Source organism: Spiroplasma endosymbiont of Villa modesta (assembly GCF_964030925.1).
Classification (GTDB): Bacteria; Bacillota_I; Bacilli_A; order Mycoplasmatales; family VBWQ01; genus Spiroplasma_E.
On the sequence record NZ_OZ034992.1, the window covers coordinates 383,241 to 405,808 of the forward strand.

The 22,568-nt window shown below is 22.4% G+C and carries 36 protein-coding genes; 14 read left to right on the forward strand and 22 right to left on the reverse strand.

What is annotated here, in order from left to right:
• Nucleotides 1-67 precede the first annotated feature (67 nt).
• On the forward strand, nucleotides 68-1,045 hold the full coding sequence (locus AAHM89_RS02485; protein ID WP_342265776.1) for an IS3 family transposase: 978 nt from the start codon (nucleotides 68-70) through the stop codon (nucleotides 1,043-1,045).
• A 27-nt stretch (nucleotides 1,046-1,072) separates the two neighbouring features.
• On the opposite strand, the gene AAHM89_RS02490 is transcribed toward AAHM89_RS02485, so the two are convergent.
• Genes AAHM89_RS02490 through AAHM89_RS02500 form a run of 3 tightly spaced genes read right to left on the reverse strand, consistent with a single transcriptional unit; the run spans nucleotide 1,073 to nucleotide 2,826 of the window.
• Nucleotides 1,073-1,741: a hypothetical protein gene (locus AAHM89_RS02490; RefSeq protein WP_342266847.1), complete on the reverse strand. Its 669-nt coding sequence runs from the start codon at nucleotides 1,739-1,741 to the stop codon at nucleotides 1,073-1,075.
• 16 nt (nucleotides 1,742-1,757) lie between these two features.
• Complete coding sequence (locus AAHM89_RS02495; RefSeq protein ID WP_342266153.1) at nucleotides 1,758-1,880, reverse strand: hypothetical protein; 123 nt, start codon at nucleotides 1,878-1,880, stop codon at nucleotides 1,758-1,760.
• Nucleotides 1,881-1,884: 4 nt separating this feature from the next.
• Entirely contained in the window at nucleotides 1,885-2,826 is a 942-nt protein-coding gene (locus AAHM89_RS02500) for a hypothetical protein (RefSeq protein WP_342266848.1), read from the reverse strand.
• Nucleotides 2,827-2,884: 58 nt separating this feature from the next.
• On the opposite strand from AAHM89_RS02500, the gene AAHM89_RS02505 reads away from it, so the two are divergent.
• A complete protein-coding gene (locus tag AAHM89_RS02505; RefSeq protein ID WP_342266849.1) occupies nucleotides 2,885-3,127 on the forward strand; it encodes a hypothetical protein in 243 nt (80 codons plus the stop codon).
• Nucleotides 3,128-3,203: 76 nt separating this feature from the next.
• Here AAHM89_RS02505 and AAHM89_RS02510 read toward each other — a convergent pair whose 3' ends face one another.
• The 14 genes from AAHM89_RS02510 to AAHM89_RS02575 all read right to left on the reverse strand — a co-directional run bounded on the left by AAHM89_RS02510 (nucleotide 3,204) and on the right by AAHM89_RS02575 (nucleotide 11,477).
• Entirely contained in the window at nucleotides 3,204-4,409 is a 1,206-nt protein-coding gene (locus tag AAHM89_RS02510) for a hypothetical protein (RefSeq protein ID WP_342266850.1), read from the reverse strand.
• 3 nt (nucleotides 4,410-4,412) lie between these two features.
• Nucleotides 4,413-6,131 carry a hypothetical protein gene (locus AAHM89_RS02515; RefSeq protein ID WP_342266851.1) on the reverse strand — a complete coding sequence of 573 codons (1,719 nt, stop codon included), beginning with the start codon at nucleotides 6,129-6,131 and terminating at the stop codon, nucleotides 4,413-4,415.
• 14 nt (nucleotides 6,132-6,145) lie between these two features.
• Entirely contained in the window at nucleotides 6,146-7,330 is a 1,185-nt protein-coding gene (locus tag AAHM89_RS02520; RefSeq protein WP_342266852.1) for a hypothetical protein, read from the reverse strand.
• Between the two features lie 18 nt (nucleotides 7,331-7,348).
• Nucleotides 7,349-7,843, reverse strand: coding sequence for a hypothetical protein (locus AAHM89_RS02525; protein WP_342266853.1), 495 nt, complete (start codon nucleotides 7,841-7,843; stop codon nucleotides 7,349-7,351).
• 17 nt (nucleotides 7,844-7,860) lie between these two features.
• On the reverse strand, nucleotides 7,861-8,046 hold the full coding sequence (locus tag AAHM89_RS02530; protein ID WP_281748210.1) for a hypothetical protein: 186 nt from the start codon (nucleotides 8,044-8,046) through the stop codon (nucleotides 7,861-7,863).
• Nucleotides 8,047-8,085: 39 nt separating this feature from the next.
• Complete coding sequence (locus tag AAHM89_RS02535; RefSeq protein WP_342266854.1) at nucleotides 8,086-8,235, reverse strand: hypothetical protein; 150 nt, start codon at nucleotides 8,233-8,235, stop codon at nucleotides 8,086-8,088.
• 35 nt (nucleotides 8,236-8,270) lie between these two features.
• The gene (locus AAHM89_RS02540; RefSeq protein ID WP_174480221.1) at nucleotides 8,271-8,429 is read right to left on the reverse strand and encodes a hypothetical protein; all 159 of its coding nucleotides are present in this window, start codon (nucleotides 8,427-8,429) and stop codon (nucleotides 8,271-8,273) included.
• A gap of 16 nt (nucleotides 8,430-8,445) precedes the next feature.
• Nucleotides 8,446-9,270, reverse strand: a complete 825-nt coding sequence (locus AAHM89_RS02545; RefSeq protein ID WP_342266855.1) for a hypothetical protein — start codon at nucleotides 9,268-9,270, stop codon at nucleotides 8,446-8,448.
• Nucleotides 9,271-9,281: 11 nt separating this feature from the next.
• On the reverse strand, nucleotides 9,282-9,518 hold the full coding sequence (locus AAHM89_RS02550; protein WP_174480108.1) for a hypothetical protein: 237 nt from the start codon (nucleotides 9,516-9,518) through the stop codon (nucleotides 9,282-9,284).
• 136 nt (nucleotides 9,519-9,654) lie between these two features.
• Complete coding sequence (locus AAHM89_RS02555) at nucleotides 9,655-9,975, reverse strand: hypothetical protein (RefSeq protein WP_342266856.1); 321 nt, start codon at nucleotides 9,973-9,975, stop codon at nucleotides 9,655-9,657.
• A 2-nt stretch (nucleotides 9,976-9,977) separates the two neighbouring features.
• Complete coding sequence (locus AAHM89_RS02560; RefSeq protein ID WP_338978835.1) at nucleotides 9,978-10,442, reverse strand: hypothetical protein; 465 nt, start codon at nucleotides 10,440-10,442, stop codon at nucleotides 9,978-9,980.
• A complete protein-coding gene (locus AAHM89_RS02565; RefSeq protein ID WP_342266857.1) occupies nucleotides 10,442-10,567 on the reverse strand; it encodes a hypothetical protein in 126 nt (41 codons plus the stop codon). Before AAHM89_RS02565 ends, AAHM89_RS02560 begins: the two co-directional genes overlap by 1 nt.
• Nucleotides 10,568-10,701: 134 nt before the next feature.
• A complete protein-coding gene (locus AAHM89_RS02570) occupies nucleotides 10,702-11,220 on the reverse strand; it encodes a hypothetical protein (RefSeq protein WP_342266858.1) in 519 nt (172 codons plus the stop codon).
• A gap of 2 nt (nucleotides 11,221-11,222) precedes the next feature.
• Nucleotides 11,223-11,477, reverse strand: coding sequence for a hypothetical protein (locus tag AAHM89_RS02575; protein WP_342266859.1), 255 nt, complete (start codon nucleotides 11,475-11,477; stop codon nucleotides 11,223-11,225).
• Between the two features lie 431 nt (nucleotides 11,478-11,908).
• Here AAHM89_RS02575 and AAHM89_RS02580 point away from each other — a divergent pair, with 431 nt between their 5' ends.
• Both AAHM89_RS02580 and AAHM89_RS02585 read left to right on the forward strand, forming a co-directional pair.
• Complete coding sequence (locus AAHM89_RS02580; RefSeq protein WP_339045912.1) at nucleotides 11,909-12,331, forward strand: transposase family protein; 423 nt, start codon at nucleotides 11,909-11,911, stop codon at nucleotides 12,329-12,331.
• 44 nt (nucleotides 12,332-12,375) lie between these two features.
• Nucleotides 12,376-12,762: a transposase family protein gene (locus tag AAHM89_RS02585; RefSeq protein ID WP_342267295.1), complete on the forward strand. Its 387-nt coding sequence runs from the start codon at nucleotides 12,376-12,378 to the stop codon at nucleotides 12,760-12,762.
• Between the two features lie 713 nt (nucleotides 12,763-13,475).
• Here AAHM89_RS02585 and AAHM89_RS02590 read toward each other — a convergent pair.
• The 5 genes from AAHM89_RS02590 to gap all read right to left on the reverse strand — a co-directional run bounded on the left by AAHM89_RS02590 (nucleotide 13,476) and on the right by gap (nucleotide 17,999).
• Nucleotides 13,476-13,601, reverse strand: a complete 126-nt coding sequence (locus tag AAHM89_RS02590; RefSeq protein ID WP_342266860.1) for a hypothetical protein — start codon at nucleotides 13,599-13,601, stop codon at nucleotides 13,476-13,478.
• 160 nt (nucleotides 13,602-13,761) lie between these two features.
• Nucleotides 13,762-14,646 carry a hypothetical protein gene (locus AAHM89_RS02595; RefSeq protein ID WP_342266861.1) on the reverse strand — a complete coding sequence of 295 codons (885 nt, stop codon included), beginning with the start codon at nucleotides 14,644-14,646 and terminating at the stop codon, nucleotides 13,762-13,764.
• A 362-nt stretch (nucleotides 14,647-15,008) separates the two neighbouring features.
• A complete protein-coding gene (locus AAHM89_RS02600) occupies nucleotides 15,009-15,665 on the reverse strand; it encodes a hypothetical protein (RefSeq protein ID WP_342266862.1) in 657 nt (218 codons plus the stop codon).
• A gap of 9 nt (nucleotides 15,666-15,674) precedes the next feature.
• Nucleotides 15,675-16,865, reverse strand: a complete 1,191-nt coding sequence (locus AAHM89_RS02605; RefSeq protein ID WP_342266863.1) for a phosphoglycerate kinase — start codon at nucleotides 16,863-16,865, stop codon at nucleotides 15,675-15,677.
• Between the two features lie 126 nt (nucleotides 16,866-16,991).
• On the reverse strand, nucleotides 16,992-17,999 hold the full coding sequence (gap, locus tag AAHM89_RS02610; RefSeq protein WP_342266864.1) for a type I glyceraldehyde-3-phosphate dehydrogenase: 1,008 nt from the start codon (nucleotides 17,997-17,999) through the stop codon (nucleotides 16,992-16,994).
• A gap of 978 nt (nucleotides 18,000-18,977) precedes the next feature.
• Between gap and AAHM89_RS02615 the strand changes: the two genes are divergently transcribed.
• The 10 genes from AAHM89_RS02615 (at nucleotide 18,978) to AAHM89_RS02660 (ending at nucleotide 22,562) form a co-directional block, all read left to right on the forward strand.
• On the forward strand, nucleotides 18,978-19,229 hold the full coding sequence (locus AAHM89_RS02615; protein WP_342266865.1) for a hypothetical protein: 252 nt from the start codon (nucleotides 18,978-18,980) through the stop codon (nucleotides 19,227-19,229).
• Nucleotides 19,230-19,231: 2 nt separating this feature from the next.
• On the forward strand, nucleotides 19,232-19,750 hold the full coding sequence (locus AAHM89_RS02620; protein ID WP_342266866.1) for a hypothetical protein: 519 nt from the start codon (nucleotides 19,232-19,234) through the stop codon (nucleotides 19,748-19,750).
• A 134-nt stretch (nucleotides 19,751-19,884) separates the two neighbouring features.
• On the forward strand, nucleotides 19,885-20,010 hold the full coding sequence (locus AAHM89_RS02625; protein WP_342266857.1) for a hypothetical protein: 126 nt from the start codon (nucleotides 19,885-19,887) through the stop codon (nucleotides 20,008-20,010).
• The gene (locus tag AAHM89_RS02630; RefSeq protein WP_338978835.1) at nucleotides 20,010-20,474 is read left to right on the forward strand and encodes a hypothetical protein; all 465 of its coding nucleotides are present in this window, start codon (nucleotides 20,010-20,012) and stop codon (nucleotides 20,472-20,474) included. Before AAHM89_RS02625 ends, AAHM89_RS02630 begins: the two co-directional genes overlap by 1 nt.
• Nucleotides 20,475-20,476: 2 nt before the next feature.
• A complete protein-coding gene (locus AAHM89_RS02635; protein WP_342265856.1) occupies nucleotides 20,477-20,770 on the forward strand; it encodes a hypothetical protein in 294 nt (97 codons plus the stop codon).
• Nucleotides 20,771-20,773: 3 nt separating this feature from the next.
• A complete protein-coding gene (locus tag AAHM89_RS02640) occupies nucleotides 20,774-20,935 on the forward strand; it encodes a hypothetical protein (protein WP_342266867.1) in 162 nt (53 codons plus the stop codon).
• The gene (locus AAHM89_RS02645; protein WP_174480108.1) at nucleotides 20,935-21,171 is read left to right on the forward strand and encodes a hypothetical protein; all 237 of its coding nucleotides are present in this window, start codon (nucleotides 20,935-20,937) and stop codon (nucleotides 21,169-21,171) included. The genes AAHM89_RS02640 and AAHM89_RS02645 overlap by 1 nt, the downstream gene beginning before the upstream one ends.
• A gap of 11 nt (nucleotides 21,172-21,182) precedes the next feature.
• Nucleotides 21,183-22,007: a hypothetical protein gene (locus AAHM89_RS02650; RefSeq protein ID WP_342266868.1), complete on the forward strand. Its 825-nt coding sequence runs from the start codon at nucleotides 21,183-21,185 to the stop codon at nucleotides 22,005-22,007.
• Between the two features lie 179 nt (nucleotides 22,008-22,186).
• Nucleotides 22,187-22,375: a hypothetical protein gene (locus tag AAHM89_RS02655; RefSeq protein ID WP_174481134.1), complete on the forward strand. Its 189-nt coding sequence runs from the start codon at nucleotides 22,187-22,189 to the stop codon at nucleotides 22,373-22,375.
• Between the two features lies 1 nt (nucleotide 22,376).
• Nucleotides 22,377-22,562 (forward strand): hypothetical protein, encoded by a 186-nt coding sequence (locus AAHM89_RS02660; RefSeq protein WP_342266869.1) that lies wholly within the window; start codon nucleotides 22,377-22,379, stop codon nucleotides 22,560-22,562.
• The last annotated feature ends 6 nt before the right edge of the window (nucleotides 22,563-22,568 follow it).

Here is a 22,568-nt window from a genome sequence, read left to right on the forward strand (position 1 = left end):
GAATGTATTCTAAAAACAATTGTGTTATATAATTAACACTAATTTTAACCTGAAAGGATTTTTATTAATGGATAAAATTAAACAAATAGCATTAGTAATTAACAAATTAAATATCAAAGAAAAAATTAAAATTATTGATGATTGTAAAAATCAATATTCAATTAGAAACCTATGTCAATATCTTCAATTAAACAGATCAACATATTACTTTTTAAAAAATAAACAAAAACCTATTAAAAAAGAAGAAAATCATATTATTAAATGCAATCATAAATATCAAAAAATATGCCAACTTTTAATCGAATTTCATTCTACAAGAAAAGGCAGAATTTATGGATATTTAAGAATTTTTTCAGCTTTTAAAGAGTGATTAAAACAAGAAAAAAATATCATTTTAAATATAGAATTATCAATAAAACAAATGCGAAAAATTATGAAAGAACACAATATTCAAGGATTAAAACAAACTAAAAATAACTATCCTAAAAACAAAAAAAATCCAAATAAGTGAATACCTACAATGGATAAAGTAAACAAAGATTATAAAAGTACAACCTCTTCAAATCAAATTTGATCAATGGACACTAAACAAATAAATACTAAAGAAGGATGATTATATCTTTTTGTAATTATTGATTTTTATTCAAATAATGTTGTTAGTTATAATATTGCTCCTAATAAATCATATCAGGATTTAATTCTTCCTGCTCTTGAAAAAATCAACAAACAATTTTCTTGAAATCAAGTAAAAAATGTTATTTTACATTCAGATAACGCCAACGAATTTTATTGTCAGGATATCACAAAATGAGCAGAGGATAAACAAATAATTTTAAGCAAAAAACAACCTTATGATATTGGTGGTAATGTATTATCTGAAAACTGATTTTCTCATTTATCTCAAGAATGACTACCTAAAGGATCAAATCAATATTTATCCATCAATGAAGCTATAAATGATGTAAATCAATATGTTATGTTTTATAATTATGAAAGAATACATTCTAAATTTCTAAAACCACCAATTTTACAAATTAAAATTTAGAATTTTATATCAAAAATGGTCCAGTAATTAAGGGCCAACCACCTCCATTACTTTATTACAATCTGCTAATTCATTTGCTTTATTTCGCATAATTGCTATTGGAATATAATTAATATTTAGTGTTTGTTCTTGCTCTAAATTTGGATTATTAATGTATGATTTAAAATCTAATGGAAATTGTTTTTTATTATCACTAATACTATAAATTGAACGATTAATTGTTATTTGTTCATTATTTAATGTATAAATTTCAAATAATCTTACAGTTTGTGCATTTTGTTCGTAACTATCATAAAAAATAGTACATTGAATTAATTTACCAGTAATATCATAAACTCTTTGTTGTATATCAACGACTTGAAAATATAAATCATCATTAGCAATAAAAATTAAATAACCACTAATTCCTAATTTACTTAATTTAAAAATAGAATTTCAATTTTTTCTATAAAATTCTTGTTGAATTAAATATTGTTTAATAGTTTCATTATTTATTTCTAATGGAGCATTATATAAATTAGCATTATTTTCTGCTACAAAATCAGTAAAATAAGTTTCATGATTAAAATCATTAAAACCAAAATAATTTAAAATTGAAGCATGAGTACTTTTATTTTTATTAGTTAAAAATTTTACTTTTTCATTTTGATTATCACTAATATTACTTTTATCTTTTCTAAAAAATCTACCTAACATAATATTCACCACCTTTCTAAAATATTTGATTAATTTTTAATATTATTTTTACAATAATAAATATAATTAAACCCGCTATTGCTGATGATAAAATTACTCCAATTAAACCTAAAATAATCTTTATAATTTTAAAAAACATAATATTATTCCTGTAATTCTTCTAATTTTTTAAAAATATAATCTCTACCCATACCCCACATTATTCTATTGTTATAAATATTAATTTCAGTTTGTTGGTTATTGTTATTATTCGCTATTCATAAACTACTTTTTACAACGCTTGTATCTAATTGATAATAAAAATTAATTATTTGTCAACTATAATTTTTATTATTTTCTTTACTTGTATAATCACCATAACTTATATATATTCTATAATGTGTTTTATCTTTAAATATATATTTTATAAAATTTTGATTATTATTATTTTTATCTGTTATAACTTCTCCTACTTCTTTTCATTGTGAAATATTTGGAGTTGGTGTTGGAGTATTTGGTAATTCAATATTAATCTCATTATTTTTTAATTCATTTATTTTTAAAGTATGACTTGTAATTTTTATAGGTTGAATAATATCTACTTTAACTGTATTTTGTAATTCTTCTAATGAAAAAATATTTGCATATTTTTCATTTCCACCTTCTAAAATTAATTGTCATTTATTAATATCTAATAATTGTAAATATAAAATACATTCTTCATTATTAATTAAACCTTTTGTAAGAAATATTTTACTTCCATGTATTCCACCTAAATAATTACCTGTTTTAAATTCTACTGTTATTCTTGTATTTACTTGATGAAATGGTGGAGATTCCCATGTAATAATTACTCTATAAAGAGTATTAAAAGCAAGATTAAAATCACCATATTTACGATTATTTATACTTTTACCTATTACTTTTCAATTTTCTTTAACTTGTTTTTTATTTATTTCATTAATAGCACCAACAATATTTTTATTATTAGTTTCTAATCTTCCATAAGTATTATTAAGCAATAATGAGATAGCAAGAGAACTATTTGAACTATCATTTATTCATAATTGGTCTCTATCATCTTTATATGTAAAATATCCTTTCATAAAAACAGATTTTTTATAATAATTAGTTAAATCTGGTATTTTATTATCAACATATTCTTTGTTAGTTGCATCAGTTTCAAAAGTAGGTGTTCCAACATCAATAATTCTTTTATTATTAGCACTAATACCTTTATCATCTTTTGAATTAATAAAATTAGGATTATCTTTATTAACTTCTCATAATGATTCACCACCACTACTAGTAGTACTAATAACATTATTTTCAATTTTAATATTTTCACCAGCAATTAATTTATCTTGTTTTTTATTTAATAAGTCATTAGTTTCTATTTTTGTATAATAATCACGTTCAGTACTATCTTCTGCTATAAATTCAGTTGGTGCACCTTTTCCTATATATTGATATATTTCTTCTACTAATCCACTAAAAAATATTTTCCTTTTTGGTTGGGGTATTCTTGACCACTAATAATAAATTTTTTAGTTTCGGTATTATAAACAAGTCCCGCTATATATAATACAGATTCATTTGTTGAAATATATTCCATGAAAGAAATTGAATCAAAAGAGGGAAAATTTATATCATTTGTTTTTAAATAAAACTTAACTTGTTTATTAAAATTTGTATATTTATCACTTGGTTGTTTTTTCAAACTAATCGAATATTTAACTTTAACACTATATCAAGTTAATAATGAAATATTTTCATTATTAATTTTTTTTCATAAAGGACTAGTTTCAATATTAAATCAATTATTTTTAATATCAAGGATATCATCTCTATTTTTAAATATATAATTTGAAATTTGATTTATAGTATTTTCATTTGTAGTAATTCGTTTTTGTTGTTTAGCAGAAAAATCACAAGTTGGTGCATGTGTATAATCACCAATTTGTGGATTATTTTGTAATGCTTCTGGTGGTAATGTTCCAATTTCATCAGGTCAATCTAAAATCATTGTTTCAGTTTCTTTATCGTAATCTGTTGCAACATAACCTTTATTAATAAATTTACTAACAGGACCTCTATATATTTCATTATCATTATCATCAACTAAATCATCATATAATTTAATTTGTTTTGATAATGTAAATTCTTTTTGTTGTTCAATTAATTCATCAACTTGATTTCTAGTATAAAATGCTTTTAAGTCAATTTTTTCAACATCTATTTCATCATCATTATAACTTGAAAATATTTGTTTTAATTCTGTTAATCTTGCTCATATTTTCATTCTACTAGGTGCTAAATCTCAAACATTAATTGTAGGAGTACTATTTGCACTAAATTGAGTACCATTATTAAATTGAATAGTAGCATCAACATTAAATTCAATTGGTGTACGATTAAATACTCAATGTTCAACCATAACATAAACCATATCTCTTAATGTTTCTTTAATTAATTCATCTTTAAAACTATCGAAAGGAAATTTAGATAAAATAAAATCAAGATAAGCATTAATATCATTTTGAGCACGAATAGCAAAAGTTTTAAATCAATCATTAACATTAGGTCATGTTTGTATATACTGCTGTGGTGTTTCTATAATTTTTCCAGTTAATGGATATCAGTTATTATAATTTTCAAGACTGACATCAGTTCAAAGTTTATTAATCATAATTTATCATTCCTTAAAAAATGCTTGTTTATAATGATGAGTATGTTTTTTTGTTTTTTTATGTGTTATATGTTCAATTTCTTTTTGTATTTTATTTTTGCCTTTTTTTAATTTTTTCTTACTTTTTGCTACAACTTGACTATATGCAAACTTTTCTAAATGATGTAATAATCCAGTACCAAATAAAGTATTTACTGAAAATTTTAAACCAACATTTTTAAATAATTTGTTAATATTTTCAATAGGATTATTAATAACATTTACTACTTTATGATAAGTTCTAATAGTTCTAAATATTTCTCTATATACTTTAAAACTATCTCTAATTACTTGTTGCACCACTGGTGGAGCAAATGCTATTGCTTTTAATCATTTATTACTATTTACCCCATAACCAATGTATCAACCACTATATCAACGATATCAATGAAATGGATGTATTTGAGTAACAAAAGTTTTTGCTTTAAGAATACTATCAACAACTGTAATTGGTTTATATTTAGGATTGCGATGATAAATAGTAATTGCACATTTATCTAATGATAAAGGTTGAATTTTACAACCCATAAATACTGGTGAATTTAATGGAATTAATTGTGCATGTTTAATTGCTCTTTTTTCTGCACTAGTAAATAAATCAGTTGCTTTTTGTTTTAATTTATTAATTTTTTCAAATGCTTGTTTTTCTAACTTTTCAAATTTTTCTTGTAATTTATATATACTTTCTCGTATTTTTTCAAAATATGATGTATCTTTTCAAAATTTATTTAAACCTTTTTTTAAATAAAATCTAATATCAAAATATTTAAAAGTTTGATTTGCTTTTAAAACAAGTTGATGAATAACATTATTTTTAAAAGCAAATTTAATAGCATTAGCACGAATTTTTTGTAAATCTAAAATTAAAGTTTTTCCATATCTATTTTCTGTATGTATTGTATGAACTAAATTTAATCAATCATGCTGATTCATAGATAGTACTTTTTTTAAATCAGTATTAAATTTTTTTAAAAAGTTATTTGCTTTTTCGATATCTTTAATTTTAAATTTAGGAGTTAATTGTGGACTTAATTTTATTAATGTATTTTGTAATAATAAGTGTTCCATTAATTTTTCTGTTTCTAATTTTTGAAAATTATTCTTATATTGTCTTTCAGCAACATAACCTAAATCTCGTAATACTGTTTCACGATTAGGAGTAAAACTATAATTCATTAAATAACGTTTATTACCAATAATTTTATCTGTTAAAATTTCTTTTCCACTTACTTGATTAATAATTTCTTGTAAGTTTTTTACTTCTTTAATTCCAACTTGTTCTAATGTTTTAGTTTTTTCTGCTAGTTTAATAAATTTAGTAGTGCGATAACCACGACTAATTTTATTAAGTCCAGCAAATGCAGGAAGTATATTAAAGAAAGTATTTAACTTTGTTACATTTCCTTTTAAATAATCATAAACTTGATTAATAGTAAAATCAGTTAAAAATTCTACACCAACAGCACTAATACTAGCAACTAAATCACTTGCACCTAATCCAAGTGCTATACTTTCACTTAACCCACCAGTAAAAGGAGCAAGTGCTACTGCTATAACTTGTACACCAATCATTTCTAAAATTTCTCATCAAAAACTTTTATTTTCTTGTTGGTTACTTGTTCTAGTATTTTTTGGTTTATTTATGTTTAAAAGTATTGCTGTACTAGTTGTACCAATTGGCATGATATTAATTTCCTTTATTTAAGAGTTATTTTAATTGGATTTGTTGTTCCTTTATAATTTAAGTCATTAACATTTGCGGTAATAGTTATATATAAGTCACCTGCTTTTTGTTTTTGATTATTTATATTAGTTTTACTTTGTGCATCACTAAAATATTTAATAGTTGGATTTGTTAAATTTGGATTTAATGATTTAAGTTCATTAGTACTTTTTATTTGTGTATTTAATTCACTATTATTGTTATTAACATTTGCAGTAATATCAGTTGTTAAACTTGTAATTTTAGTTTTTAAATCATTTTTTTCTGTTTTAATAACTCCACATAACATTCATCTTGATGTTGTTTCATTATTAGAAATATATGGTATTGCTTCTCCAACAACTTCACCAGCAACTTTATATGCTCTTCCTGCTTTATCATCTTTAATAAAATCTACATAAATAACTGTATTTTCTATCATATATCTTTTCATCGCTCTTGGTGTTGCTAAAATAAAGGTCATTAATTGTTGTTCATTTTTATCATTAGTAAAAATCATATAATCATCAAGAACGATTTCACATAATACACCTTTTACATATAAATTATTTCCATTTAAACGTAATTGTTGTGCCAACTGATTATCGGTAATTAAACCTTTATTATCTGCTAAATAAACTAAACTATCATAAAGACCATTAGTAATAAAAAATTTACTATTTGCAATGTTTCTAAATTGAAACAAAGTATTTCAAGCAGATAACATTGATTTTAAATAGCCTACTGGTGTTGTATCTTCAATATCGATTTTAGTAGCAAATTTTGCAATTGCTTGTGTATCATCAATTGCCAATTTATCTGCTAAATCATTTGCAACTTCATATTGCATACTATTTAATAAATTTTGTGCATTATTTGCTTTTAAATCTACATCTGCAATAATTTCTCCTGCAAGATATTTTTTAGTTATTTTTTTACTAATTTTATCTGTATCAACATATGGTAATTCATATCTTTTACTTTTATCATCTCAAGCAATAATTTTTACTTCTGGTTTTTTTGGTTTTTTAACAATAAACTCAATATTTACTGAGTCAACAATTTCAGTAGGAAAAAAGTTTGCCCATGGACTATTTGAAATTTTAAAAAACTCTATAAATTCTGGTGCTTCTACTAATCTCTCTGTATTGTCTAAATTTTGATTAAATGGTACTGACATTTTATTTCTTCCTTTCGTTTATAAATAATTTTTCTTTTTATAATTAATTAAAAAATTTTCTTTATCATTTGTTTTATTATTAATAATTATTTGTTTATTGCCACCTGTATTAATTGTTTGTTTAAATATTGGTTGTTCTTTAATCATTTTTTTAATAGTTTCTTCAATTTTTGAATTTTCTTTATCATTTGTTTTATTATTAATAATTATTTGTTTATTGCCACCTGTATTAATTGTTTGTTTAAATATTGGTTGTTCTTTAATCATTTTTTTAATAGTTTCTTCAATTTTTGAATTTTCTATATTATTTGTTTTAAATTTTAAATAATCATAAAATTCAGTTTTAACTTGATATTTTTTAAATATATTAATCATTTCTTTTTCTTTAATTTCTTGATTAAGTTTATTTAACTTATTTTCTGCTTCATTAACTTTATTTTCTATTTCTTGTTGAGCATTATTTTCATTTAAAGGTTCAGTTGTTTGTTGAGCATTATTTTCATTTTCTAACATTTAACATTCTCCTAATCTTATCCCAATAATCAATCTTTAACTAATTGTGGCATTTCACTTATTAATTTTTTATAATCATTAACTGCGTTTTCTAATGTATCAATATCAGAAAATTTAAAACAATTATCAATATGTAAATCAAAATCTCTATCAATACTGATATCTTGTTTTCTATATTTTTCATTAAATTCAATTTTTGTCATATTATTTTTCTCCTTTATTAATTTTTTCGTTTAATTTTGCTAATTTTTTTGATGTTTTATAATTTTGTTATTTGCTCTAACATTTTTTGGAGTTGTGATAAATCTTTTTAATAAAACAATAATTTCTCTGCAAATTAATGTTCCAACACTTGTTCCAATAATTATTAATTCATGTAAAAATTCTTTCATTTGAATATTTTCCTTTCAATTTTTAATTTTTTTAATTATTCATCAAATTGCCCACCATTAATTCTTTCAATCATTGATTGTGAATTACTTATAATAGTTACTAATAAAGAAATTTCTTTATTTAATTGTTCCATCCTTTCTTTATGTGTTTTTATTTCGTGATTATAATATTCAATTAATTTTTCTTTATTCATAAATTACTCACCTCCTTTATAAACTCATGTGATTATAATCTCAATTTAATGAAGCATTATCGTGATTTAATGCTACTTTGCTCATATTATCACTACCGTATTGACTAGTTGTTTCACTATTAATTGTGAATCTATTATCATTTACTAATCTTGCAGTTTCATCATTAAATGATGTTTCTTGCATTTCTTGAATATGATTTGTAGTTTCCATAGGTAGTAAATTATGGATTATTTCACTTGCACCAGCAATAATAGTAGGTACTGCATAAGCATTATTAAAATCATTATTAATACCCATTGCAACACCACTTGAAATTAAACATCCACCAGTTGCCATATTACAAATTTTTCTTATTGCTTCAAATTTATTAGGTATTAACTCAGTTAATCCACTAATAAGATTTGAAATACCATAAGTATTTAATGAAATATAAGTATCTCAATCCATTAATGACTGATGTTCTTGCTTATTTAATAGTAATCATGGCGGACCTTCTGTTGTGGTTGTAGTAGTTATTGGAATTGGTGTTATTGGAATAATAGGATTAATATTATTTTCTGTTCATTTACTATAATTTGCTAAACCAATTGTTCCTAATCCTAATGCTATTTTTTTAGAACTATTAATTAATTTAGTTTTAGTATTTGGTCTTTGATTTAAATTTCAAATATCTAAACCTAATTTTTTACCAAATAATAAACTATTAATTGAACCTAATATTGGATTAGCAATTACTTGACCATAATAAGCACTTGTACCAATCATTGCACAAATAGGACTTATACCAGTTCTAATTAATTTAGTTAAAGTATAATTTGATTGATTTTCTATATTTGGCATTTTAATCTCCTTTAATTTTCTAATTTTTTAATTGTTACTTTAATTCAACCTTGATAAACATCATTATCACCAACTATTAATGCAACATTACTTTCGGGGTCAGAAACAATTATGTGTTTTGATTTAACATTTGGGTATTGTCTTAAAATAATTGCTCTAATATCATTACTTGTATGAATTGCTTTTGGAAATGGTGATAATATTTCAATTTCATCTTTATTTTCAAACAAAGTAGGTAATATTATCATTAATTATTCTCCTTATTTTTAATTTGATTAGAAATTTCACTTAATATTTTCAATATTTTATATTCATTTTTTAAATCTTTAATTATATAAATTAAAAATATTATTAGTGTTATACTTGTTATTAATATTGGTGCTATTAATAAAATTTTTCATAATATCATTTTTTACTCTTTTCATTTTTTAAATCATTTAACATTGATTGAACAAAATGCACGATTTTAGGAATGTTTAAAGTGTTAAAGATTTGACCAGTTACAATAATTTCATCGTTTTTGTTTAATAAAATACATCGGTTATAAAGTTTTGGTTTATTAAAAATTAAAGTAACATAATTTAATCCATTTCATTGACCACGAACACTATAATATAATTCCTTATTACCTTTTTCGTAATATTTTGCTTCAATAGTGTTACTCAGTTTTACTGTTAATTTGACATAATTTTCTTTATCTTTCATTTTTATAATTTCCTTAAATAATTATCAAAAATTAATATTTTTTTATGATTTTTTAAATAATATTGAATATGCTTATAAGCATCTTGTTCATGTTTTGTTAATTTTATATTTCCTTTATAATTTGTTATTTTATTTTTATTTTTTGGGTGGTTTTCTAGATAATCTCAGTTGAAAACATCTTGTACTAATACCATTAATGCACCAATAATTTTAGGTGTTGCTAATGGATTAGTTAATAATTGTTTTGAACTTAAAAAGAAATTTTCTACAATAACTAATATTTTTTTATCAATAAATTTTTCTTTAATTAATTGCATTTTTTCTTTATACATATTTTTAGTTCATAAAACAGTTAATGTATTAAATGTTTCATTAAAAACAATATTATTAGTTTCACTTGAATATATAACCATTCCATTACTACCTATTCCTGCTGGGTCAATACCAATAATTAATTCATATTGCATTATCAATAAAATTCACCATTTTTAATTTTTATAATTATTTTATTTAGATTTCCAGAACAACATGTATCTATTTTCCCAAGATATATACTATTTCTTAATTCAGTAATTAATTTTTCTTTATTCATATTTATACCTCCTACTTAACCTAATATTTAAAATACAGTCATAACAAATTGCTTTACTATTTTTATCTCTTAAAAAATATTTTCTTGTTTTTATATCATTAGTATTAAAGAATAAATAATCTAATTTATGTTGTTTACATGTTCAACAAAAATACTTTTTCATTATGAGTTGAAATTTCTTTATAGGAAGTAACTATATAATTAGTTGGTAAATCATCATGTTTATATTGATTATTTATTTTAAAACCTTTTCTGTTCTCTTCTCACATAATGTTATATTTAAAACAAGGATTAGTAATTTTAGTTTTGTTATCAGTTATTTCACCCATAAATCAACTATTATGCTGTTCATAAAATGTTAATGGTTCAAGTTTTATATCATTAAGATAATATTCTTTTGGAGCAGTTGGTTTATTAACAGTTATTTTTTGGTCTTTAATATATGGCTCTAATAATTTTATTAATTCATTACCACTTAATTCTCTTTTAATATTTTCTAAATTAAAAACTCAATATGTATATTTATCATCAGCAATAAAACTATTATTTTTAACCATTCATTTTGGACATTGTAATTTATATTCACCATAATCAATAAGAATAGATTGTGGTCTATCTTTTACAATTTGTTCTTTTTTAAATTCTATTTGCATAATTAATCACTTCTACATCAATCACAAACATATCCAAATGGTTTTGTATAATCCAAATGTTCATCAATATCATAATCATCTTCAAATTTTCTAATATCATGTTGTTCTGCTTCTAATTCTTCTGTTTTAAAGCGATAAAGCATTTGGATTTTGTCATCTTCATATAATTCATTACATTCAACACATCTTTTTCTTCTTTTTTTAATTTTTTTATCAATCTTTCTTAGTGCTTCATAATCAAGAATTTCTATTACCATAATAATCCTTTCCTAATATGTTCTGTTGCTTCTAGCATAAAGAACATATATTTTGATTTTTAGGTTATTAATAATACTACTATTCGTTTTATTAATTCCATAAAAACTGGGCTCAAAAATAAATTGTGAAATTTTAAAAAACATTAAGGCATTCGATTCAATATTTATTTAATTTATGTTTAATAAATTAATATTTTAATTGAACCGGCACCGCTTAATTTTTTTTACAAGTTTGAAATTTATTTTCTCGCCCAAAAAAATTTTCAAAAAAAAATAAAAAATAAAACCAACACTTGCTCACTGGAGAGTGGCAAGGTTGGTTAAATAAAAGACATATTCCGTAATTAAATTTTTTAAAAGTCAATTAATAATTTTAAAATTTATTTTATAATTTTGTTATTAACAATAAATTTAGAAAAGTGTTGATAAAAATGATTTTTGAAAATTTAAAAAAATTAAAAAATGAAGAATTTTACAGATATTTTGGTATAAAACGTTTTCATTTTAATGAAATGTTAGAAAAATTAATTGAAATAGAAAAATTAGAAAAAAATAAAGGTCGAAAAAATAAACTTTCAGTAGAAGAAAGATTAATGATGACTTTATTATACTGAAAAGAATATTATACTTTTTTTCAAATGAGTATTAAATCTAAAATGAGCCCATCAAGTTGTTTTCGAAATATTACTTGAGTAGAAAATAAACTTAGTAACCACAAAGATTACCAATTTTTAAAAGAAAGATATAAATTAAAAATTGATAAAAAACAAGAAAATTCAAATGAATTTCAATTTTATTTAATTGATTCAACTGAGATTGAAATTGAAAGACCAACTAAAAAAAACTACAGTTAGAATATTTTTCTGGTAAAAGTTGAATGTATTCTATAAAATTTTAAATTGTATATGATTTTTTTAATAAAAAAATTGTTGATATTTTTGCTGATAATGGTAAAGTGCATGATTTTCAAATATTAAAAAATTCAAATCTTGAATTTTCAGAAAAAACAATAATTATTGGTGATTTAGGATATCAAGGTATACAAAATATTTATAAAAATACAATAATACCAATTAAAAGAACTAAAAATAAAAAATTAACTAAACAAGAAAGAAAATACAATAAGATTGTATCTAAAATTAGAATTAAAGTTGAACATGTCTTTGCTTGATTGAAAAGATTCAAAATTTTAGTAAATAAATGTAGAAAATCTAAATTTAGACTTATGTACTTAAGATTTAACTTACTTTGTGAAATTTTTAATAAAATAAAACCATTAAAATAAAAAAAATATTAAAAATATTTTTTTAAAATTTAAATTTTTATCGAGTTAATATAAAAATATTATTAACAATTTTTTGTTTAAAATGTAAACTCATTTTTTAAACTATTTTTTCAAAAAATATTTATTTCTATATTCAATAACACTAAATAGTTTTAAAACAATTTTATTGACAATTAATTAAATTTAATTACGGAATATGTCTAAAGAATAGAATTAATACAATAGGTCCCTACAACAGGTCTATATATACTAGTTTCCAATTCGCTCCCACCCCAAGAATTACCATTTAATGGTTAGTATATTTTATTAGGTATCACTCCACTTTTTATTTATCCATGCAAGTCCACATGCTAGCTACTATTTTTAACAACTGTGTTGTAGTTCACTGTTTTAATTCCCTAACACGTGTTGATAATAGCGTTAAAGATGGTTATTAATTATTAACTTTCTCCTACTTGGTCACTGCGTGTAGTAGATATTTAAAGGTTGCTAATAATAAAAATTTTAAAATTTTACAATTACAAAAAAAGACAAGATTATTTCTTGTCTTTTTCCTTGATAATAATTTTAATTTAACTTACAAAATGTATCTTTTATTTTTTTTAAAATACGTCGAATATTAAATTTAAGGGTTAAAGAGAGTAATTTTGTCTAATTTTCATTATTTTTCAAATAATTCATTTTTGGAAATAAGTTACTAATATGATAATTAATTATTTCGTAACTTTGACAACCACCCGTAAATTTATTCTTTCAATAAAAACTAAATTTTCTTTTATTTTATTTATTTTTTTCTTAGTTTTTCTTTGTTTAATTTCCATAAATAATTTTTTTAACATTATCTTTTTTCCCTTTCAATTTATTTTATTAAAAATATGCTTCGTATCATAACTACTAATAGATAATAGAAACTTTGTTTCTTATTGCAGTTAAGTTTTGGTTCATAGTCAACAAATGAGTTTTTAGTTGATATCTATCAATAATATAAATAACTTATTTTTATAATGAAGAGTTGTTATTTATACTTGTTAAAGATTGATTTGAAAAATGTCCTAATTCCATTGAATTAATTTTATCAATATTTAAATTTGATTCGATTTTTTTATCTAAATTTAATTTTCCATAAATAGCTAAACTTAAAACATCATTGCACATGCCTAAAATAGTTTTATTTACAAATTTGGCAGTAATTGTTTTTTCAGCAATAGAACCATCTCCACCACCTTTGTAGGGCTTATTTAAATCTAAATTCATATTTGTTAAATCAATTCCATACAAATGTCATTCTTTGGTACTTATTTTGTTTGAATAATGTTTACCCAAATAATAAATTTTTGCTTTTGTATTATTAATATCAATATTAGCTTCTTCTTTCATTTCATTTATTACTGTGGTGTTAAGATCTTTTTTTTCTACTCCCCCAGTAATAGTGCTATATTCACTAATTTGTTTATTTTTAAATAACGGATTATTTTCTTTAACTAGTAAATAATAATATTCATTATCTTTTAAAACATAAGGTAATATTGCAACACCTTTATTATTAGTTCAAGGCTCTTCAACACCACAGTAAAAGTCTTCTTTAATTAATTTTACGAAAGTAGTTCCTTCATTTGTACATGTACCATTAAAAAATGTTGAATTTTTTAAGTTACTATTAATATTTCTTTTTTTATGTTTTTTATGACGATGTTTATGATTAAAAATTTCGGCTTGTTTTAAATTAATTGGTAGTTCTTGTAAATTGGTTAATGATTCTTGTAAAGTTGTTGGGTTAGTTAATGATTTTATTGGCATAGATTGTACTTTTTGTTTTTCATTATGAAATAATGGAATAATTAATATTCATAATTTAAATAAAAAACTTGGATTAAAATATTTCATTTTAACACCCCTTTCAAAATAATAATTATTAATAAAAATATATCTAAAATTATGTATTTATTTTAACATTTTTTTATTTTTCTTAGGATATTTGCTTTTATAATGCTTTGATAATAATAAACATGGTATATAATTTAAAGCAAGATTACTATACTTTTGTAAATGAAATTTAAATGTATATTATAGTTTTATCGCTATAATTACTAGGTTTATTTTTGGTTTGTATTTTAGATAATAGAAATTTATTTAATAATCATTTATTAATAAAAATTAAGTTTAAATTTAATTAAAAATAATAAAAAAAGTATCAATTTTTACCACAAGTGTAAATTTGATACTTAATTAAAATAAAATTATTTTAATTAAAACATTAAATCAGAAAATGGAAAACAAGATTTAAATAGGGCAATATATTTAATAGTTTTTTGTTCATTATAATTTAATTCTGTATTTAATGTCATTAATTGCTTACGAAATTTTTCATAAAACATTGTTCAAAATAATCAACTCATAGTAATAATAAGTAAGCTAAGGAAACTAAAAATTGCTAAGATTTCCTTGTTAATATTATTATTTTGAATTGGAATGTAATATAATAAAGCACAAATAATAGTAATAATAACACCATTTATAAAAAATAAATTAATAATTGGTAGAGCTAAATTACTTCATTTTTGAGAATTATTTTTTCACTTAATAACAAGTACACTACTTAAAGTTTGATATTTATTTCAAGTAGTAGTTTCATTAAAATCACGACTTTTTAATTTTAAAATATTTTTTTTAAAATTATAGTTAAGATATTTAAAAGTAAATTTACTTTTAAATATTTGACAATTAATATTTTCATTGGATAATGCTTGTTGATAGCTAGGTTTTAATTCAGTATCATTTTTTTTAGTTTTTAAAATAATAATTAATCAAAAAATAAATTGGAATAATTGAAATATTAAAACCATCGTAATTAAAAATAAACTAATAAGAATAAAAACACTTGTTGTTTGATCTTGAGTAATCATATATTTTCACTATTTATTTTCTATAGCATTAATACCAGGTAAATCCTTACCTTCTAGATATTCTAATGAAGCACCTCCACCAGTTGAAATATGGCTAAATTTATTTTCATATCCAAATTTAACTGCTGCTGCTGCACTATCACCACCACCAATTAGTGTAAATGCACCTTTTAATTGTGAAATAGTTTTACAAATATTTTTTGTTCCATTAACAAAGTTACTCATTTCAAAAACTCCTAATGGTCCATTTCAAAAAACAGTTTTAGCATTAATTAAAGTATTTTCAAATAATTTAATTGTTTTTGGACCAATATCCATTCCTTCATATCCATCATCAATGTTTTCATTATTAGTAATTTTACCTTTGATATCCTTAAATTCCGGAGCAATTACAAAGTCAATAGGTAGTATTAATTTTTCTTTTCCTAATTCAATAATTTCTTTAGCAATATCAATTTTATCTTTTTCTAATAATGAATCACCAATTTTATAATTCAATGCTTTCATAAAAGTATAAGCCATACCGCCACCAACAAGAACTTTATCAGCTTTTGTTAATAATTGTTTGATAACATCAATTTTATCTGATACTTTAGCACCACCAAGTACTGCTATAAAAGGATGTTCTGGATTAAGGGTGATTTTATTAAGCATTGTTAATTCTTTTTCAATTAATAAACCAACACAACTATTTTTGATATTAGTAGCAATACCAACGTTAGATGCATGAGCACGGTGTGCAGTACCAAAAGCATCATTAACAAATACATCACCTAAATGTGCTCAATATTTACCTAATTCGGGATTATTAGTAGATTCTTTATTACCATTTAAATCTTCAAAACGAGTATTTTCTATTAAAAGTAATTCTTTGTTTTTAAGATTATTAATAGCTGTTTCAAGATTTGTACCACGAGTTTCATTAATGAATATTACATTTTCTTTTAAGATTTCACTTAGTCTTTTTGCAACGGGCGCTAAAGTATTCTTCGCTTTATCAGCTTCAGATTTAATTCTTCCAAGATGTGATGACATGATTATTTTTGCATCTTGATTTTGTAAATACTTAATAGTTTCGATGCTTGCTTTTATTCTTGTATCATCGGTAATTTTACCATTTTCTAATGGTACATTGAAGTCAAAACGAACAATAACTTTTTTATTTTTAAAATCAAGATCCTTTAATGTTTTTTTATTCATATAATTTTCATCTCCTTTTTTCATATTATAATTTTAATATATTTTTAAAGCTATTAATAAAAATGCATCTTGTAATTGGTAAGATGCATTTTTGTAGTTTAATATTTTAATTAAACTATTTAAAAATTATTTTAGCTTTGCTAAGTGTATTACTGTTCTTACTAATTGCGATACATATGACATTTCATTATCATATCAAGCAAAAACTTTAACAATTTGTTTGCCTTCAACTTCAATAACTTTTGTTAATGTTGCATCAAAAATTGAACCAAAACTTGAACCAATAATATCAGTTGAAACAATTGGATCTTCATTATAAGCAAATGATTCGCTACTATGTTTTTTCATTGCTGCATTAACTTGTTCAACAGTAACATTTTTCTTTAATTCAATTGTTAAATCAACAATTGAACCAGTAATAATTGGAACACGCATTGCTGAACCATCTAGTTTTCCTTTAACAGAAGGGATAACTAAACCAATAGCTGCAGCAGCACCTGTAGCTGCAGGAACAATATTAGACATAGCACTACGTCCTCTTCTAAAATCTGAATGTTCTAAGTCTAGTAAACGTTGGTCATTAGTTGCAGCATGAACTGTTGTCATTCATCCCTTAATAATTCCAAATTCTGATTCTAGAGCATGAACAACAGGAGCAAGACAATTAGTAGTACATGAAGCACCAGAAATAATATTATCAGTACTTTTTAGAATATCATGGTTAACATTATAAACAATAGTTTTTAAGTCTCCTTTAGCGGGTGCTGAAATCACAACTTTTTTAGCTCCAGCATCAATATGTGCTTGTGCTAATTCTTTTGTTGTAAAACGTCCAGTTGCTTCAATTACGATATCAACATCATTGGCTTTTCATGGTAATGCTTTTGGGTCTTTTTCTTGACAAACTTTAATTATTTTACCATCAACATTAATAGTATTTTTTGATTTGTCTGCTTTGATTTTTCCATGTTTTCAAGTTCTATGTGCTGAATCATATTGTAATAGATATGCTAGAGCTTCTACATTTCCTAAATCATTGATAGCAACAATATCAATTTCTTTTTTGTCAAATAATTGACGAAAGGCAAGGCGGCCAATGCGCCCAAATCCATTAATTGCAATTTTAATTGCCATTATTAAGTCACTCCTTTTATGTGTTTGTTTTTTATATTGATTAATGACTAAGTATATTATAAACAAATATTGTTAATATTTGTCATAAAATATGGATTTATTTATAAAACATTTATTTTATTAGTAAATTATTTCCTTTATTTTAATTATAGTTTTCATTATTTTATTTTGGGCGGTTGTCAAATTTACGAAATAATTAATTATTATATTAGTAACTTATTTCCAAAAATGAATCATTTTAAAAATAATGAAAATTAGACAAAATTATTCTCTTTAACCCTTAAATTTAAATTTATATTCGACGTATTTTAAAAAATATACATTTAAAAAATAAAATAAAAATTATTCTCAAACTTATTAAGGAAAAAGACAAGAAATAATCTTGTCTTTTTTTGTAATTGTAAAATTTTAAAATTTTTAAGAACCCTCTTTAACACTATTATCAACAAGTGTTAGGGAACTAAAAAAGTGAACTACAACACAGTTGTTAAAAATAGTAGCTAGCATGTGGACTTGCATGGATAAATAAAAAGTGGAGTGATACCTAATAAAATATACTAACCATTAAATGGTAATTCTTGGGGTGGGAGCGAATTGGAAACTAGTATATATAGACCTGCTTAGGGAACCTACTATATTAATTCTATTCTTTATTTAACCAACCTTGCCACTCCCCAGTGAGCAAGTGTTGGTTTTATTTTTTATTTTTTTTGAAAAATTTTTTGGGCGAAAAAATAAATTTCAAACTTGTAAAAAAAATTGAGCGGTGCCGGTTCAATTAAAATATTAATTTATTAAACATAAATTAAATAAATATTGAATCGAATGCCTCGATTTCTTTTTAAAATTTCACAATTTATTTTTGAGCCCAGAATTACTAGAATGAATAAAACGAATAGTAGTATTATTAATAACCTAAAAATCAAAATATATGTTCTTTATGCTAGAAGCAACAGAACATATTAGGAAAGGATTATTATGGTAATAAAAATTCTTGATTATGAAGCACTAAGAAAGATTGATAAAAAAATTAAAAAAAGAAGAAAAAGATGTGTTGAATGTAATGAATTATATGAAGATGACAAAATCCAAATGCTTTATCGCTTTAAAACAGAATTAGAAGCAGAACAACATGATATTAGAAAATTTGAAGATGATTATGATATTGATGAACATTTGGATTATACAAAACCATTTGGATATGTTTGTGATTGATGTAGAAGTGATTAATTATGCAAATAGAATTTAAAAAAGAACAAATTGTAAAAGATAGACCACAATCTATTCTTATTGATTATGGTGAATATAAATTACAATGTCCAAAATGAATGGTTAAAAATAATAGTTTTATTGCTGATGATAAATATACATATTGAGTTTTTAATTTAGAAAATATTAAAAGAGAATTAAGTGGTAATGAATTAATAAAATTATTAGAGCCATATATTAAAGACCAAAAAATAACTGTTAATAAACCAACTGCTCCAAAAGAATATTATCTTAATGATATAAAACTTGAACCATTAACATTTTATGAACAGCATAATAGTTGATTTATGGGTGAAATAACTGATAACAAAACTAAAATTACTAATCCTTGTTTTAAATATAACATTACGTGAGAAGAGAACAGAAAAGGTTTTAAAATAAATAATCAATATAAACATGATGATTTACCAACTAATTATATAGTTACTTCCTATAAAGAAATTTCAACTCATAATGAAAAAGTATTTTTGTTGAACATGTAAACAACATAAATTAGATTATTTATTCTTTAATACTAATAATATAAAAACAAGAAAATATTTTTTAAGAGATAAAAATAGTAAAGCAATTTGTTATGACTGTATTTTAAATATTAGGTTAAGTAGGAGGTATAAATATGAATAAAGAAAAATTAATTACTGAATTAAGAAATAGTATATATCTTGGGAAAATAGATACATGTTGTTCTGGAAATCTAAATAAAATAATTATAAAAATTAAAAATGGTGAATTTTATTGATAATGCAATATGAATTAATTATTGGTATTGACCCAGCAGGAATAGGTAGTAATGGAATGGTTATATATTCAAGTGAAACTAATAATATTGTTTTTAATGAAACATTTAATACATTAACTGTTTTATGAACTAAAAATATGTATAAAGAAAAAATGCAATTAATTAAAGAAAAATTTATTGATAAAAAAATATTAGTTATTGTAGAAAATTTCTTTTTAAGTTCAAAACAATTATTAACTAATCCATTAGCAACACCTAAAATTATTGGTGCATTAATGGTATTAGTACAAGATGTTTTCAACTGAGATTATCTAGAAAACCACCCAAAAAATAAAAATAAAATAACAAATTATAAAGGAAATATAAAATTAACAAAACATGAACAAGATGCTTATAAGCATATTCAATATTATTTAAAAAATCATAAAAAAATATTAATTTTTGATAATTATTTAAGGAAATTATAAAAATGAAAGATAAAGAAAATTATGTCAAATTAACAGTAAAACTGAGTAACACTATTGAAGCAAAATATTACGAAAAAGGTAATAAGGAATTATATTATAGTGTTCGTGGTCAATGAAATGGATTAAATTATGTTACTTTAATTTTTAATAAACCAAAACTTTATAACCGATGTATTTTATTAAACAAAAACGATGAAATTATTGTAACTGGTCAAATCTTTAACACTTTAAACATTCCTAAAAATCGTGCATTTTGTTCAATCAATGTTAAATGATTTAAAAAATGAAAAGAGTAAAAAATGATATTATGAAAAATTTTATTAATAGCACCAATATTAATAACAAGTATAACACTAATAATATTTTTAATTTATATAATTAAAGATTTAAAAAATGAATATAAAATATTGAAAATATTAAATGAAATTTCTAATCAAATTAAAAATAAGGAGAATAATTAATGATAATATTACCTACTTTGTTTGAAAATAAAGATGAAATTGAAATATTATCACCATTTCCAAAAGCAATTCATACAAGTAATGATATTAGAGCAATTATTTTAAGACAATACCCAAATGTTAAATCAAAACACATAATTGTTTCTGACCCCGAAAGTAATGTTGCATTAATAGTTGGTGATAATGATGTTTATCAAGGTTGAATTAAAGTAACAATTAAAAAATTAGAAAATTAAAGGAGATTAAAATGCCAAATATAGAAAATCAATCAAATTATACTTTAACTAAATTAATTAGAACTGGTATAAGTCCTATTTGTGCAATGATTGGTACAAGTGCTTATTATGGTCAAGTAATTGCTAATCCAATATTAGGTTCAATTAATAGTTTATTATTTGGTAAAAAATTAGGTTTAGATATTTGAAATTTAAATCAAAGACCAAATACTAAAACTAAATTAATTAATAGTTCTAAAAAAATAGCATTAGGATTAGGAACAATTGGTTTAGCAAATTATAGTAAATGAACAGAAAATAATATTAATCCTATTATTCCAATAACACCAATTCCAATAACTACTACAACCACAACAGAAGGTCCGCCATGATTACTATTAAATAAACAAGAACATCAGTCATTAATGGATTGAGATACTTATATTTCATTAAATACTTATGGTATTTCAAATCTTATTAGTGGATTAACTGAGTTAATACCTAATAAATTTGAAGCAATAAGAAAAATTTGTAATATGGCAACTGGTGGATGTTTAATTTCAAGTGGTGTTGCAATGGGTATTAATAATGATTTTAATAATGCTTATGCAGTACCTACCATAGTTGCTGGTGCAAGTGAAATAATCCATAATTTACTACCTATGGAAACTACAAATCATATTCAAGAAATGCAAGAAACATCATTTAATGATGAAACTGCAAGATTAGTAAATGATAATAGATTCACAATTAATAGTGAAACAACTAGTCAATACGGTAGTGATAATATGAGCAAAGTAGCATTAAATCACGATAATGCTTCATTAAATTGAGATTATAATCACATGAGTTTATAAAGGAGGTGAGTAATTTATGAATAAAGAAAAATTAATTGAATATTATAATCACGAAATAAAAACACATAAAGAAAGGATGGAACAATTATAAGTAATTCACAATCAATGATTGAAAGAATTAATGGTGGGCAATTTGATGAATAATTAAAAAAATTAAAAATTGAAAGGAAAATATTCAAATGAAAGAATTTTTACATGAATTAATAATTATTGGAACAAGTGTTGGAACATTAATTTGCAGAGAAATTATTGTTTTATTAAAAAGATTTATCACAACTCCAAAACATGTTAGAGCAAATAACAAAATTATAAAACATCAAAAAAAATTAGCAAAATTAAACGAAAAAATTAATAAAGGAGAAAAATAATATGATAAAAATTGAATTTAATGAAAAATATAGAAAACAAGATATCAGTATTGATAGAGATTTTGATTTACATATTGATAATTGTTTTAAATTTTCTGATATTGATACATTAGAAAATGCAGTTAATGATTATAAAAAATTAATAAGTGAAATGCCACAATTAGTTAAAGATTGATTATTGGGATAAGATTAG